This window comes from Aeromicrobium sp. 636 (assembly GCF_024433585.1).
Classification (GTDB): Bacteria; Actinomycetota; Actinomycetes; order Propionibacteriales; family Nocardioidaceae; genus Aeromicrobium; species Aeromicrobium senzhongii.
Map to the genome: position 1 here is coordinate 918,440 of NZ_WNJU01000001.1, position 13,989 is coordinate 932,428.

General features: G+C 71.1%; 13 protein-coding genes and 2 tRNA genes. 2 read left to right on the forward strand and 13 right to left on the reverse strand.

The genetic code is table 11. The features are described 5' to 3' along the window. Window positions 1–51: 51 nt before the first annotated feature. On the forward strand, window positions 52–1,134 hold the full coding sequence (locus GL325_RS04455) for a phosphatase PAP2 family protein (RefSeq protein WP_154595366.1): 1,083 nt from the start codon (window positions 52–54) through the stop codon (window positions 1,132–1,134). Here the strand turns inward: GL325_RS04455 and GL325_RS04460 are convergent. Next, window positions 1,074–2,042: an alpha/beta fold hydrolase gene (locus tag GL325_RS04460; RefSeq protein ID WP_187768725.1), complete on the reverse strand. Its 969-nt coding sequence runs from the start codon at window positions 2,040–2,042 to the stop codon at window positions 1,074–1,076. The genes GL325_RS04455 and GL325_RS04460 overlap by 61 nt on opposite strands. 58 nt (window positions 2,043–2,100) lie before the next feature. Between GL325_RS04460 and GL325_RS04465 the strand changes: the two genes are divergently transcribed. Continuing rightward, entirely contained in the window at window positions 2,101–2,613 is a 513-nt protein-coding gene (locus tag GL325_RS04465) for a hypothetical protein (protein WP_154595368.1), read from the forward strand. Window positions 2,614–2,733: 120 nt separating this feature from the next. On the opposite strand, the gene GL325_RS04470 is transcribed toward GL325_RS04465, so the two are convergent. The 12 genes from GL325_RS04470 to dnaG form a co-directional block, all read right to left on the reverse strand. Next, entirely contained in the window at window positions 2,734–3,225 is a 492-nt protein-coding gene (locus tag GL325_RS04470; protein WP_154596254.1) for a DUF3145 domain-containing protein, read from the reverse strand. 171 nt (window positions 3,226–3,396) lie between these two features. After that, window positions 3,397–4,389 (reverse strand): alpha/beta hydrolase fold domain-containing protein, encoded by a 993-nt coding sequence (locus tag GL325_RS04475; RefSeq protein WP_154595369.1) that lies wholly within the window; start codon window positions 4,387–4,389, stop codon window positions 3,397–3,399. Between the two features lie 22 nt (window positions 4,390–4,411). Next, on the reverse strand, window positions 4,412–5,416 hold the full coding sequence (locus tag GL325_RS04480) for a LacI family DNA-binding transcriptional regulator (protein WP_187768726.1): 1,005 nt from the start codon (window positions 5,414–5,416) through the stop codon (window positions 4,412–4,414). After that, on the reverse strand, window positions 5,403–6,206 hold the full coding sequence (locus tag GL325_RS04485; protein ID WP_187768727.1) for an ABC transporter ATP-binding protein: 804 nt from the start codon (window positions 6,204–6,206) through the stop codon (window positions 5,403–5,405). The genes GL325_RS04480 and GL325_RS04485 overlap by 14 nt, the downstream gene beginning before the upstream one ends. Next, window positions 6,203–8,053, reverse strand: a complete 1,851-nt coding sequence (locus tag GL325_RS04490; protein ID WP_187768728.1) for a dipeptide/oligopeptide/nickel ABC transporter permease/ATP-binding protein — start codon at window positions 8,051–8,053, stop codon at window positions 6,203–6,205. The genes GL325_RS04485 and GL325_RS04490 overlap by 4 nt, the downstream gene beginning before the upstream one ends. Further along, a complete protein-coding gene (locus tag GL325_RS04495; protein ID WP_187768729.1) occupies window positions 8,050–8,991 on the reverse strand; it encodes an ABC transporter permease in 942 nt (313 codons plus the stop codon). Before GL325_RS04495 ends, GL325_RS04490 begins: the two co-directional genes overlap by 4 nt. A gap of 1 nt (window position 8,992) precedes the next feature. Continuing rightward, window positions 8,993–10,603 (reverse strand): ABC transporter substrate-binding protein, encoded by a 1,611-nt coding sequence (locus GL325_RS04500; protein ID WP_187768730.1) that lies wholly within the window; start codon window positions 10,601–10,603, stop codon window positions 8,993–8,995. A 122-nt stretch (window positions 10,604–10,725) separates the two neighbouring features. Next, on the reverse strand, window positions 10,726–11,154 hold the full coding sequence (locus GL325_RS04505; RefSeq protein WP_187768731.1) for a hypothetical protein: 429 nt from the start codon (window positions 11,152–11,154) through the stop codon (window positions 10,726–10,728). A 21-nt stretch (window positions 11,155–11,175) separates the two neighbouring features. Beyond that, window positions 11,176–11,249, reverse strand: a tRNA-Met gene (locus GL325_RS04510). Between the two features lie 90 nt (window positions 11,250–11,339). Beyond that, window positions 11,340–11,412 (reverse strand) — tRNA-Asn (locus GL325_RS04515). Then, a complete protein-coding gene (locus GL325_RS16075; RefSeq protein ID WP_369412535.1) occupies window positions 11,375–12,001 on the reverse strand; it encodes a sigma factor in 627 nt (208 codons plus the stop codon). Before GL325_RS16075 ends, GL325_RS04515 begins: the two co-directional genes overlap by 38 nt. Before the next feature lie 60 nt (window positions 12,002–12,061). Beyond that, entirely contained in the window at window positions 12,062–13,954 is a 1,893-nt protein-coding gene (gene dnaG, locus GL325_RS04520; RefSeq protein ID WP_187768732.1) for a DNA primase, read from the reverse strand. Window positions 13,955–13,989: the final 35 nt, after the last annotated feature.

The window sequence follows — 13,989 nt, forward strand, 5'->3', positions numbered from 1 at the left end:
CCGACCGGCCGCCTCATCGGCGGCCGGTCGGCCACCCGTAGACTGTCCCGCATGGTCCAACGGTGGTGGAGCGCAGCACGGTCATGGCCCTACACCTTCGGTGTCCTCCTGGCCGCCGCCGTCGGCATCACCGCGATCGTCATGTCGAGCAGTCTGGGCATCGCCCTGAAGGACCCCGAGGGCTTCCTCGGACCGGCCTACGTCCGGCTCCCGGTGATGGGCCTGGGCTTCTTCGCCCTGGGCATCGTGCCGCTGGCCCTGAAGCGCGCCGGCGTGCGCCACTTCGGCCGTGGCGTGAAGGACATCATCCGTGACGAGTGGTCGTGGAACCGCGTGTTCCACATCGCGACGGGCCTGCTGACGTTCTACGTCTGCTACGTCAGCTACCGCAACATCAAGGGCTTCCTGCCCACCGTGCGCGAGGGCGTCAACTTCGACACCATGCTGTCGCGCTGGGACTACTGGATGATGTTCGGCCACCACCCGGCCGACCTGCTGCACCAGCTGCTCGGCACCGGGTTCGCCGCCCAGGTCCTGGCGACCGTGTACGTCAGCTACCTGCCGCTCATCCCCATCACGCTGGCCGCGTTCCTGGTCCTGAACCGCGACTTCACGCTGGGCGCCTGGTACGCGACCGCACTGTCGCTCAACTGGGTCCTGGGCGCCGCCGCGTACTACATCTTCCCCTCGCTGGGCCCGGCCTACACGAACGCCGCACTGTTCGACGCCCTGCCCACCACCGGCGTCACCCAGCTGCAGTACTCGTTGTTCGTCAACGCCGCCCAGAACCTCGAGAATCCGATGAACGCCCCCATCTGGGGCATCGGCGCCTTCGCGTCGCTGCACGTCTCGGTGACGCTGACGGCCGTGCTGTTCTTCCAGCGCACCGACCAGCCGCGCTACCTGCAGATCACCGCGTGGGTCTACTTCGTCCTCACGGTCATCGCCACGATCTACTTCGGCTGGCACTTCATCGCCGACGACATCGCCGGCGCGTTCATCGGCTGGATCTCGGTCGCCCTGGCCGGTTGGGCCACGGGCAACGGCTTCTGGCACCAGCGGCACCACAAGATTCAGCTGACGGCCGACGGAGACGCCTCGTCCGGCAGCGACACGCTGGCCAACCCCGCCTGATCCCCGCGCCGCAGCAACGCGCGCCACTTGCCACGGTGGTACTGCGCCGGCGACTGGCTGTGGCAGAAGTCGACGACCACCCGGGCGAACTCGTCCGGATGGTCCTTGTGCGGGAAGTGCCCGGAGTCCTCGAAGACGTGCACGTGCGAGTTGTCCATGAGCGGCAGCCGCTGGGCGTGGGCGACCGGGATGACGTGGTCGTTGCGCCCCCACACCACCAGCAGTGGCATGAGGCGCGTCAGATAGGCACGGTCGGCCATCGTGACGAACTGGCCGTTCCAGTCCAGCACGGTCCGGGTGAGCCGGCGGATCGCGAGTGACGTGGTGGGATCGGCCAGACCGTCGTAGATCTGGGCGACCTCGTCCAGGTCGCGTGCCAGCGGCATGTGCGACAGGGCGCGCATCGAGCCGCTCACGAGACCGCGCCACGGCCTGGCGGTCGCCAGCCGGATGCCCAGTCCCGCCCCGGGCAGGGTGAGGGCGCGGATCAACGGGGTGACCTCCGGGCCCAGTCCCCCGCTGGAGACCAGCACGACTCGCTCGGTGCGCTCGGGGAACTGGTAGGCGAACTGCATCGCGACGCCGCCGCCGAAGCTGTGTCCGGCGACCGTGACCTTGTCGATGCCCAGGATCGTCAGCAGGTCACGCATCCCGTTGGCGAAGCCGCCCAGGGAGTAGTCGGCGTTGGGCTTGTCGGACTCGCCGTGCCCGAGCAGATCGGGCGCGATGACGGTGAAGTGCTGGGCCAACTGGTCCATGACCGGGAACCAGGTCGTGGAGTCGCAGGCCATGCCGTGCAGGAGGAGCAGCGGCGGGCCGGTTCCTCGCATGCGGTAGGCGCGTCGGTAACCGTGGACCACGACGTACTCGACGTCGTCGACTGCTCCGCGCTCCGGGGGAAGCACCATCTTCACATCGTAGGTCAGGTGGGCGGGGGTTACGTGGTGAAGCGACTAGACTCGCCACGTGACGTCTCGACCCGACCTGCGCCATCGTGCTGCGCGCGCTTTCGGCTGGCTGGCACTCATCGGTGTGGCCCTGGGCATCGGCTTCGGCCTGTTCTCCGCGGGTGCGCTGACGGCCACCGGCGTGACGTCGGCCGACCTGCCGCCCCTGGCCGCGCCCACCAGCGAGCCCGAGACCACGGCCACCCCCGAGCCGGAGCCCACGCCGGAGGAGCCGCAGGAGGACGACACGCCCAAGCCGCGTCTGAACCGCGTGCCCGGCGACCGGGTCGCCCCCGGCGAGCGCTTCGCGATCGTCGGCGTCCTGCCGTCGGTCGACGCCGGCACCGTGCTGCAGATCCAGGTCAAGGACGGCGACGGGCCGTGGGACGACTTCCCGGTCACCGTCACCGCGCGGGACGGCGGAAGCTTCGAGACGAAGATCTACACGTCGCGCACGGGCGAGCGGAAGTTCCGCGTGATCGACAAGGCCTCCGGCGACAACACGCCGGACATCCCCGTCACGATCGGCTGATGGGTCGGGCGCGCTCGCTTCGCTTCGCGCTCACTCCCGGCTCCGCAGAGCTCCGCCGGGCCGACCCGCTCGTCGCTGCGCTCCTCGTCATGGCGAGCGTCCACCCGGTGACCTGACTTCTCAGATCACCTGGTGCAGCCAGCGCACCGGTGCGCCCTCGCCCGCCAGGCGGAAGGGCTCGAGCTCGGCGTCCCACTTGACGCCCAGGAGCCCGTCGAGTGCCTCGTCCATGGTGATCTCGCCCTGGGCGGCCTTGACCCGGAACGCCTTGATGCGGTCCTCGGGGATCAGCAGGTCGCCGTGCAGGCCGGTCATGGCGTGGAAGATGCCGAGCGTGGGCGTGAAGGAGTAGCGCGCGCCCTCGGTGGTCGCGGTGGGCTCCTCGGTGATCTCGAAGCGCAGCAGGTCCCAGCCACGCAGCACGGAGGTCAGCGCGGCGGCCGTCCCGGCGGCGGCCTGCCACGACAACTCGGCGCGGTAGGTGCCCGGCTCGGCCGGCTGCGGGGTCCACGAGAGATCGACCTTGCCACCCAGCACGCCGGCCGCAGCCCACTCGATGTGAGCGCACAGCGCGGACGGTGCGGAGTGCACGAAAAGGACACCCCGGGTCATCGGGGTGCCGGCTCGGACCGTGTTCACCGTGTTCATCGGTACCTCCCTAGGTGCGCCTTCCCCAGCGATCTCGGGTGATACCTGCGCCCATTGTGTCCCAAACACCCCGTCACGACAAGGGTGGGGCGCCACGACGCGCCGTCGGCGGCTCGCCGGGGCTCGCCCGCGACGTCACAGCAGCTCGCGGCAGGCGGCCAGGATCTGCTCCTCGGCGGCCCGCCAGTCCTCCTGCGCGCCGATCGTGTGGGTCACCGGCGCCGAGACGTGGTCGACACGGACCCCGGCCTCGCGCAGCCGCTCCACGTAATCCAGCGCCGGCGCCGTCAACGGATCGAAGTCTCCGGTGACCACGACGGCCGGCGGCAGTCCGCTCAGGTCCGGCGCCCGCAACGGCGACAGGTACGGGATCGCCCGGTTCGGGGCGTCCCCCGCGTAGTAGCGGCGCAGCGTCTCGATCCCCCGGAGGGCCTGCGGGTCCTCCAGGCCGGCCGGGTCCTCCGCGAGGTCGACCGCGGGTGCCACCAGGACCTGCATCGCCAGCTGCTGCTCACCCTCATCCTTGAGCAGCAACGTCAACGCCGCGGCGAGGTGTCCGCCCGAGCTGGTGCCCGCGACCGCGACCCGGTCCGGATCGACCTGCGGGCCGGCGCCCCGCCGCAGCCACGCGACAACGTCGCGCGCGTCGTGCAGTTGCACCGGGAACCGGAACTCCGGCGCCAACCGGTAGTCGACGTTGAGGACGACCGCCCCGAGCCCGTGACACAGCATCCGGCACGTGCCGTCGCCCAGCCGGTACCCCTGCGCTCCCCCGCCCATCCACCAGCCTCCGCCGTGCAGCACCACGATCGCCGGCGGACGGTCCCCGGGGTCGATCGGCCGGTAGACCCGCGCTGCGATCGTCCCGCCCTCGACCGGAATGTCCACGTACCCGATCGACCCGACCGGGTCGTCCCGGTCGCCCAGGAAGCCGTACCGGGCCGCGGTCTCGAGGGCCAGCGCGTCGTGCTGGGCGCGCACCCGTGCCACGCGCCGCTCCCAGTCCTCGCGGGTCTCACCCGGGGCAGGCTCGGGATCGGGCAGCGGTGGCGTGGGGCTCTCGGCCTGGGCAGCCAGTGCGCGTTCGACCAGCGAACGCAGCCGCGGCGGCATGTCGTCCGGCACCATGGTGGCTCCTCACAGTCCGTGGTCAGGTGGTCACGCCCCGCGAGAGGCGGGGCTCGAGCATGATCTGCTGCGTCGTGGTGTCCCCGTCGAGCCGCGCCATCAGCAGGCGGCGCCCGACGACGCCGGACTCGCGCAACGGCTGGACGACGGTCGTCAGCTGCAACGCGTCGGCCAGCACTCCCCCGTCGTAGCCGATGACCGCGAGGTCCTCCGGCACGCGCAGGCCCAGCTGGCGGGCTGCGGTGACGACGCCGGCGGCCAGCTCGTCGTGGTGGGCGAAGACCGCCGTCGGCCGTGGGTCGAGCTCGAGGATCTCGTGCACCGCCTCCCGGGCCCCCGCGAAGTCTGGCCCGCAGACCACCCTCCGGATCGCCCCCTCGGGCAGGCCCGCCTCGCTGAACGCCCGCTCGACGGCACGCCACCGACGCTGGCCGGGCGAGAGGTAGTCGTTCGAGACCTGCTCCTCGGCCAGGAAGGCGATGTGCCGATGGCCCAGCTCGGCGAGGTGCCGCCCCACGACCAGACCGCCGTGGTCGTCGCTGACCGACACCGACGAGAAGCCCTCGTGCTCGCTGTCGACCAACACCGTCGGCAGCCCTCGCCTCGCCTGCCGCTCGGCCAGCTCACGGTCCAGGGGCACGCCCATGATGATCAGGCCGTCGAGCCGGCCCGAGGCCGGCAGCGAGGCCAGCAGCGGGTGCGGGTCCGCCGCAACCGAGTCGTGGTCGAAGACGACGACCTCGGTCCGCCCGGACCGGTTCTCCAGGACTCCCGCCAGCCGCTGCAGGTAGGACGGGTACGACGTGAAGGGCGCCAGGACCCCGATCCGCCCCGTGCCCCGCCTCGCCCGCGAGACCGCCGCCTCCTTCGGCACGAACTGCAGGTCGTCGATCACCGCGAGGACGCGCTCGCGCGTGGCGGCACCGACCCGCTCCGGACGGTTGAGCACGTGCGAGACGGTCGCGATCGACACGCGAGCCAGCCGCGCGACGTCGTAGATCGTCGGTCGACCCTCACGGCCGGTCATCGCGACTCCTCTCGCCCACGACGGCGCTCGGGATCGCCCGCCAGAGCCGCCGGGTCACGTCCGCGACGGGGTTCTCGTGGATCTGCCGCGCCCCCGCGACCTCGACGAGCCGGCCGCCGTCGAGCACGGCGATGCGGTCGCTGAGGTGCCGCACCACCGTGAGGTCGTGCGAGATGAACACGTGGGTGAGCTGACGACGGCGTCCCAGGTCGGCCAGCAGGTTCAACACCTGTGCCTGGACCGAGAGGTCCAGGGCACTCACGACCTCGTCGCAGATGAGGAACTCCGGGTCCATCGCCAGTGCACGGGCGATGGCGATCCGTTGGCGCTGGCCGCCTGAGAACGCGTCGGGGTACCGGGTGAGCGCGTCGGCCTCGATGCCGACGTCCGCGAGGGCGTCGACGGCACGCTCGCGCGCTCCGTCCCGGCCCAGCCCCAGCGTCAGCCGGGGGCCCTCGGTGAGGGAGTCACCGATCGTCCGCAGCGGGTTCAGGGCGCTGCGAGGGTTCTGGAACACGATCTGGCGTCGTCGGGCCAGATCGCGTGAGCGGCGTCCCCGCCGCACGAGCAGCGGCGCTCCGTCGTAGGTGACGGTGCCGGCCGTCGGCGACAGCAGCCCGCCCAGGACTGCACCGAGCGTGGACTTGCCCGAGCCGGACTCGCCCACCAGGCCCAGCACCTCGCCGCGCCGCACCTCGAGGTCGATCCCCTCCAGGGCGACCACGCCTCGCCGACCGGAGCCGTACTGCACCGTGACGCCGCGCGTCGCCACGAGGGGCGCGGCATTCATGCGCGGGTCCTGTCCAGCACGTCCGCGAACCTGAGGCACCGGCTCACGCGCGGATCGCCGGCATCGGTCGGATCGTCGGGGTCCACGGCGAACAGCGGCACCGAGGCCTGGCGGCACGCCGGCGTCACGAGGTGGCAGCGGTCGGCGAACCGGCAGCCGGTCGGCCACGCCCCCGGGGCCGGAACGGTTCCGTCGATCGCGGCCAGCCGCTCCCCCGGCGTGCCGCGGCGCGGGTCCGCGGCCAGCAGCGCGGCGGTGTACGGGTGGGCGGGATGGGCGAGCAGCTCGCGGGTGGGCGCGAGCTCGACGACCTCGCCGGCGTACATCACCGCCGCGCTGTCACAGACGGCGGCGAGGACCCCCACGTCGTGCGTGATGAGGACCAGCGTCATGCCGTCGGCGCGCAGCTCGTCGAAGAGGTCCAACACCTCGGCCTGCACGGTCGTGTCGAGCGCCGACGTCGGCTCGTCCGCCACGATCAGGTCCGGATCGGTGGCCAGGGCCATCGCGATGCCGACGCGCTGCGCCATGCCGCCGGACAGCTCCCAGGGCCGGCTGCGGGCGACCCGCTCCGGCTCGGGCAGGCGCACCCGCTCGAACAGCTCACGTACGCGGGCCCGCACCTCGGCACGACCGGCCTCGGGACGATGCACGCGCACGACCTCGGCCACCTGGGCGCCGACGCGGCCGCTTGGGTCCAGGCTCGACGCTGCATCCTGCGCCACCCAGCCGACGCGCCCGCGACGACGGACCTCGCCGGCGGTGACCTGTCCGTCGCCACGGATGCGCCCGACGATCGCCTCGGCCGTGATCGACTTGCCGCATCCGCTCTCGCCGAGGATCCCCAACGCCCCTCCCGGCAGGACCGCCAGGTCGACGCCGCGGACGACGTCGATCCACTCCTGCCCGCGCGGGAAGCTGACCGTCAGTCCCCGCACGGAGACCAGGGCGTCCTCGGGGTCCGGCAGCTCGGGGGCCGGCGGGGTCACCGCTCTCGGCCGCACCCCGGTCTCGACCCGCGTGCGCATGCTGGCCGCGACCGCGTCGCGCACCCCGTCACCGACCAGGCCCAGCGCCATGACGAAGGACATGATCACGAACCCGGAGGGGACCATCAGCCACGGGTGGGCGCCCAGGTGCCGGGACGCCTCGGCCACCAGCAGGCCCCACGACGACTCGCCGCTGCCCAGCCGCAGGAAGCCCAGGGCGGTCTCGAGTCCGACCGCGGCCGCCCCGAAGAGGGAGAGCTGGACGATGACCGGGCCGCTCAGGTGGGGCAGCACGTGGCGGCGCATGATCGTGGCGGGTCGCAGGCCCATCGTCTGCGCGGCGCGGACGTACAGCTCCTCGCGCACGCCGAGGGTCACCGACCGCACGACCCGCGCCAGACCGGGTGCGCCCAGGACTCCCAGAGCGACCATGGCGATCACCTGGCGTCCCGGGAACACCGCCAGGACGACGAGCAGGATGATCGCGGCCGGGACGGCCAGCAGCACCTCGCTGGTCCGCAGCACGGCCCATTCGACCGGTCCGCGCAGGTAGCCGGCCAGCAGGCCCGCGCTCACGCCCAGCACGGCGAACACCACCACGGCGACGAGGACGCCGTACAGGGTCGTGCGGCCGCCCCACAGGATGCGGCTGAAGACGTCCAGTCCGAGCTGCCCGGTGCCGAGCAGGTGCTCGCGACTCGGCCCGGCCAGGTTGGCGTCGAGGTCCTGCTCGGTCGGTCCGTACGGAGCGATCGCGCCGGCGAACAGGACGAGCAACAGGACGAGGGCGAGATAGGCGGCGGCCGCCATGGGCACCTTCTGGCGCACGAAGTAGGTCACCCAGGAGCGGCGGGTCATCCGGCACGCACCCGGGGGTTGAGCAGCACGTAGACGAACTCGACCAGCAGGTTCACCACCACGACCATCACGGTGAACGTCACGGCGATCGCCTGGATCAGCGGCAGGTCGCTGGACATCGTCGCCTGGACGGCCTGGCTGCCCAGACCGGGCAGGACGAAGACCGTCTCGACCAGGACCGTCCCACTGAGCAGGCCGACGAAGACCAACCCCATGATCGTGATGACCGGCGCGGCCGCGTTGCGCAGGACGTGGCGGCCGATGACCGAGCGTTCGCCGATGCCGCGCACCCGCAACGCGTAGACGTAGTCCTTGTCCAACTCCGAGCGGATCCCGTCGCGGGTCTGTTTCGCGATGGGTGCGCTGCTGGTGAGCCCGAGCGTCAGGACGGGCAGCACCAGCGATCTCGCCCAGCCGGCGGGATCGGAGCCGAACGTGACGTATCCCGTCGCCGGGAAGAAGGACGTCTCGATCGCGAACAGGAAGACCAGCACGTAGGCGAACCAGAACGACGGCACGGCCAGACCGAGCAGCGCGAGACCGTCGACCAGCCGTCCCAGGAACCCGTGCTGCATTGCCGCGGCAACCCCCAGGGACACTCCGACCACGGTGGCCACCAGCAGCGACGCGACCACCAGCGTCACCGTGACCGACAGCCGGGTCGTCAGCTGGCTCGCCACCGCGGCGCCGTTCGTCAGCGAGTTCCCGAAGTCGCCGTGCAGCGCCGCCCAGGCCCAGTCGCCGTACCGCTCGAGCAGGGGCCGGTCCAGGCCCATGGCCTCGCGCATCTGCAGGTACTGCTCCTCCGTCGAGTTCAGGCCCACGACCGAGCGCGCGGCGTCACCGGGCACCAGGTCGACCAGCACGAAGGTCAGGAAGGACACCGAGACGACCAGGGCGACCGCCGTGAGCACCCATCGACCTGCCAGGCGCAGCATGTCACTTCGCCACGTCGTACCAGTCCAACGGCGTGGCCACGGGCGCCTTCGGCGACACCGCCACGCCGCCGAGGTCGTCGCGGCTCGCGTAGAGCACGGGACCGAAGGACACGGGCGCGAACCAGGCCTCGTCGGTCAGGTACGTGATCATGTCCTGGTTCAGCTTGTCGCGCTCGTCACCGCTGGCCGCGGCCGCCTTGTCGTAGAGGTCCGTGAGCTCCTTGCGCTCCGTCGCGAAGCCGTTGAAGATGCCCGCGTTCGGCAGGAACAGGCCTTGGCCCAGCAGGTACATCGGCTGCGCCCCGTAACCCACGGACATCGCCGGGTGGCTCTTGTCGGTCGCACCCTGGACGTAGGACTGCTCGTCGGTGAGGTGGTTGAGATCGGCCTTGATGCCGATCTCCGCCAGGTACGGCGCGACCGCCTCGGCCATCGTGTCGATCTCGGCGAACCGGATGGACAGGACCTTGAGGGGGAAGCCTTTCTCGTAGCCGGCCTCCTTCATGAGCGACTTGGCCTTGTCGACGTCGTAGGGGTAGCGGTCGGCCGCCTCCTTGGACCAGCCCTCACCGCCCTCCATGACGACGGTGTCGGTCGGCACGCCGTACTTGCCGAGCAGCGCCTCGGTGATCTTCTTGCGGTCGATCGCGTAGTTGATCGCCTGGCGGACGCGGACGTCGCCGAGCGGCTTGCTGACCTCGCCGTCGCGGTCAATGAGGCTCAGGCCCTGCCACACGAACGGGATCCAGACGATCTGCGCGCCGGCGCTCGTCGCCTGGTCGACGGTGTCGGGGCTGGCCGTCGCGAGGTCGATCTGACCGGTCGCCAGGGCATTGACGCGGGCCTGCTGGTCGCCGATGACGCGGATGACGACCTCGTCGTAGTGCTGGCGCTCGTCCTTGGCGTAGTAGTCCGGGTTCGCGGTGTACGTGTAGTGATCGCCCGGGACCGACTGCTTCGGGTCGAAGACGTACGCACCGGCGCCCTGGGACGGGTTGTCGGCCGTGAGCTGACCCGGCGCCTTGACCCCGGTGGGGCTGATGATCTGGCCGACCCCGTAGCTCTGGGTCAGGAACTCCGGCAGCATCGGGTTGGGCGAGCTGAGTCGCAGCGTCAGGCTGTCATCGTCCTCCGCCTCGATGCTCTTCACGTTCGCCAGCAGGTGGGCGTTGGGCCCCTGACCGTCCCGGACGTACTCCAGCGAGGCCTTCACGGCGGCGGCGTTCACCGGGCTCCCATCGGTGAACGTCACCCCGTCCCTCAGCTCGAGCTCCATCGAGGTGTTGCCGTCGCCCATCTCCCACTCCTGCGCCAGCGCCGGCTTCAGAGTGCCGTCCGAGCTGCGGTAGATCAGCGGCTCGTACGCCAGCAGCGTGTAGTTGACGAAGGCGATGTTGACGGTCGCCGGGTTGACCGACGTCGCCTCCGTCTCCATGGCGAAGGTCAGCCGCTTGCCTCGTTCGGGGGTCCCGGTCACCCCCTTCAGGTGGTCCTTCTCCTCATCGGCGGAGTCACTTCCGCCATCACCACTGCAGGAGGCCAGGGCCAAGGACGCGGCCAGGGCAGCGACGGCGACGCGGATGGATCGGAACGAGCGGATCGAAGGACTCATCGGACTCCCCTGCCGTGTGTGATGTAACTCACACTGATCCGGTGCCGGACGAGAGTCAAGAGTTTTCTGTCAAGCACTTCACAGGCCCGCGACAGCGCGCGGAATCACTGGAAGAACAGGGCTCAGACGAGGTGGACGGCGGTCACGCTGGACTCGCGCAGCAGGTCGGCGACCGCTGCGTCGTCCTCCCACGCCTCGGCCACCTGCAGGCCATCGGCGGCGATGTCCTCGAGCAGCGCGGCCTTGACCGTCGTCGCGGGACGGTAGTCGGCCGCCCAGCGCATGTAGAGCCCGTCGTGGGCGATCCCGTGACCGGCGAGCCAGTCCAGCGTCAGATCGCGCCAGACGAACTCCCGCCCGGTCCACAGCACGATCGCGAGACCACGCTCGCGGGCATCGTCCAGGGCGGCCCTGACGTCCGCCCGCGGCGGGCAGTCGGCCGACGCCGCGTGGAAGGCGGCGTAGTCGCGATCGGGCCCTTGCGTGAGGTGCTCGATCGCGGACGTGTCGCACAAGGTGCCGTCCAGGTCGAACAGTGCCGCCTCGCGCATCGTGACTCCGTCTCGCCTCGGTAGGGAGGGTGGGGCTCGAACCCACGACCCAAGGATTATGAGTCCTCTGCTCTGACCGGCTGAGCTACCTCCCCGTCGCGGTCCGAGCGTACAAGTCCGGGCGGTCCCGCCATGAAGAAGGCCCGGTTCTCGCTCGCGTGCGAACGAAAACCGGGCCTGTCCCGCTCCCCCGATTGGACTCGAACCAATAACCCTTCGATTAACAGTCGAATGCTCTGCCAATTGAGCTACGGGGGATCGGCTCCCCTTGAGGAGCACGACGAGTAACTCTAGCAAGTCCCTCACGCAGACGCGAAAGGCCCCTCCCCTCTCGATCGCGCACCTGCCACCGCGTGAGTCCGAGCCGGTCGGCGACCTCCTGGATCGTCAGTCCGACCCCGTCCTCGCACAGCAGGCCGAACCGCAGTCCGACCACCGCGGCGAGGTCGGCGGGCAGCCGATCCAGCAGGTCCGTGTCCACCGAGGCCGGCTCACGCGGCTCGCTGACGGTGACGGGCGGGGCGGGCGTCATGGCCCGGGCGATCCACGCCCAGGCGTAGGTGGCCAGGCGCGTCCCCCGGTCGGGATCGAAGCGGTCGACGGCCTGGATCAGACCCTCGACCCCCGCCGCGACCGCCTCGTCGAGGTCGTCGCCGCGGTGGCCCAGTCGCAGCGCGTGCAGGGCGACATTGCGCAGACCCGCGCAGATCAGCTCCTCGCGTGCGTCACGGTCGCCATCGGCCGCGGCACGGGCCAGCAGCCGTTCGGCATCGGGTGGGATCGGGACCTGGGCCAGGGCGAAGGAGACGAAGGGCGACACGCCTCCCACTCTCGGACGTGCGGACACGCGGGCACAGCGTCGTCGCGCCGGGTGTGGACGGCTGCGACGTCGCCCACAGGCAGCGGCTCAGGAGCCGACGGCGCCCAGGGCCCGCTCGCGCACGCCGCGGCGGCGCTGCTCGAGAGCGACCAGCTGGCCGAAGACCTCCTGGTACTCCGGAGCGGTCGGATCGGTGCGCTGCAGGCGCGACTTCACGTCGCCGATCTGACGCGAGATGGCCAGCTCCTGGAGGTGGGCCAGGACGGCCGGCACGACGGTGACCGCGGTCTGCTCGGAGGCGTGCAGCGGCTCGACCGCGGCCACCCCCAGCACCCGGCGCAGGTCGTCGCCGGGCAGCGAGTCGGCCACCGCCGGCAGCCATCCGGCGTCGGCGTGGTCGGGCAGGCCGCGGGCCACCATGTGGCGCCAGATCTCGCGCGCCACGGGGTGCACGAAGTCGTCGTCCGTCAGGTCGGCCGCGACCGTCCGTGCGACCTGGGGGTACTGGGCCAGCGCCTTGAGCGCCTCGCGCTCGGCGGCGAACTGGGGCGCCCCGAAGCTGGCGAACACGGACGCCTCGGGACGGGCCGGCTCCGGCTCGGCGGCTGCGGCCCCGGCGCGGGTCAGCTTGGGCGCGCTCGGCTTCTGGTTCTTCGCCTTGCGGTGCTCGGCGTGCACGAGGTCGATGTCGACGCCGGCGCGCGTGGCGATCTCACGCAGGAACTCGTCGACCTTGGACGTGTCGCGGACGGCCGACGCGAGCCGGACGGCCTCGCGCACGGCGTCGATGCGCTGGTCGCCCCGGTCGAGGTCGTAGCGCTCGAGGGTGTTGTCCAGCACGAACCGGTACAGCGGGATGCGCGAGCCGATCAGCTCGCGGACTGCCTCGTCGCCCTCGGCCAGGCGCAGGTCGCAGGGATCCTTGCCGGTGCCCTCGACCGCGACGTAGGTCTGGCCCGTGAACTCCTCGTCGCCCTCGAACGCCTTGACCGCGGCCTTCTGGCCGGCCTCGTCGCCGTCGAACGTGAAGATGACCTCCCCGTGGAAGGCATCGTGGTCGAGCATGAGCCGGCGCAGCACGCGCGCGTGCCCCTCGCCGAAGGCCGTGCCACACGTGGCGACGGCCGTCAGGACGCCGGCCTGGTGGCAGGCCATCACGTCGGTGTAACCCTCGACCACCACGGCCTGGCTCTGCTTGCGGATCGGGTCGCGCGCCAGGTCGATGCCGTAGAGGACCTGGGCCTTCTTGTAGATCGGCGTCTCGGACGTGTTGACGTACTTGCCGCTCATGAAGTCGTCGTCGAACATCCGGCGGGCGCCGAAGCCGATGACCTCGCCCGAGATCTCCTTGATCGGCCACATCAGGCGACCCTGGAACGCGTCGAACAGGCCGCGCGCGGACTTGCGGGCAAGGCCACCGATGACCAGCTCGTCCTCGGCGAAGCCCTTGCCTCGCAGGTGGTTCACGAGCGCCTGCCCGGACTTCGGCGCCCAGCCCATGCCGAAGAGCTCGGCCGCGGCCTGGTCGAACCCGCGGTCGGTGACGAGCTTGCGGCCCGGCGCCGCCTCGGGCGAGGACATGAGCTGCTCGGCGTAGAACCGCTCGGCTGCCTTGTGGGCCAGCAGCAGGCGCTGACGCTGGCCGGGATCGCGCCGCGGGCCGGTGGGGGCGCCGGTCTCCTCGTAGCGCAGCTGGACGCCGTACTTGTCGGCCAGGCGCTCGACCGACTCCGCGAAGGTCAGGCCCTCGATCTCCATGAGGAACTTGATGGCGTCGCCGCCGACGCCGCAGCCGAAGCAGTGGTAGAAGCCCTGGGCCGGCCGCACGTTGAACGACGGGGACTTCTCGTCGTGGAAGGGACACAGTCCCTTGCGGGCGCCGCCGCCGGCGTTGCGGAGGGTGACGTACTGCTCGACGACCTCGTCGATCCGGACCCGCTCACGGACGAGTTGGATGTCCTCGTCCTTGATGCGTGCCATGGCGTGATCCTACGCGGCGGCGCCAGAGGCCGTGC

Excerpts from the sequence above, each read along its gene's own strand:
- GL325_RS04455 (WP_154595366.1), top strand. The coding sequence starts at position 52 with ATGGTCCAACGGTGGTGGAGCGCAGCACGGTCATGGCCCTACACCTTC.
- GL325_RS04460 (WP_187768725.1), bottom strand. The coding sequence starts at position 2,042 with ATGGTGCTTCCCCCGGAGCGCGGAGCAGTCGACGACGTCGAGTACGTC.
- GL325_RS04470 (WP_154596254.1), bottom strand. The coding sequence starts at position 3,225 with ATGACCCGGGGTGTCCTTTTCGTGCACTCCGCACCGTCCGCGCTGTGC.
- GL325_RS04475 (WP_154595369.1), bottom strand. The coding sequence starts at position 4,389 with ATGGTGCCGGACGACATGCCGCCGCGGCTGCGTTCGCTGGTCGAACGC.
- GL325_RS04480 (WP_187768726.1), bottom strand. The coding sequence starts at position 5,416 with ATGACCGGCCGTGAGGGTCGACCGACGATCTACGACGTCGCGCGGCTG.
- GL325_RS04485 (WP_187768727.1), bottom strand. The coding sequence starts at position 6,206 with ATGAATGCCGCGCCCCTCGTGGCGACGCGCGGCGTCACGGTGCAGTAC.
- GL325_RS04490 (WP_187768728.1), bottom strand. The coding sequence starts at position 8,053 with ATGACCCGCCGCTCCTGGGTGACCTACTTCGTGCGCCAGAAGGTGCCC.
- GL325_RS04495 (WP_187768729.1), bottom strand. The coding sequence starts at position 8,991 with ATGCTGCGCCTGGCAGGTCGATGGGTGCTCACGGCGGTCGCCCTGGTC.
- GL325_RS04500 (WP_187768730.1), bottom strand. The coding sequence starts at position 10,603 with ATGAGTCCTTCGATCCGCTCGTTCCGATCCATCCGCGTCGCCGTCGCT.
- GL325_RS04505 (WP_187768731.1), bottom strand. The coding sequence starts at position 11,154 with ATGCGCGAGGCGGCACTGTTCGACCTGGACGGCACCTTGTGCGACACG.
- dnaG (WP_187768732.1), bottom strand. The coding sequence starts at position 13,954 with ATGGCACGCATCAAGGACGAGGACATCCAACTCGTCCGTGAGCGGGTC.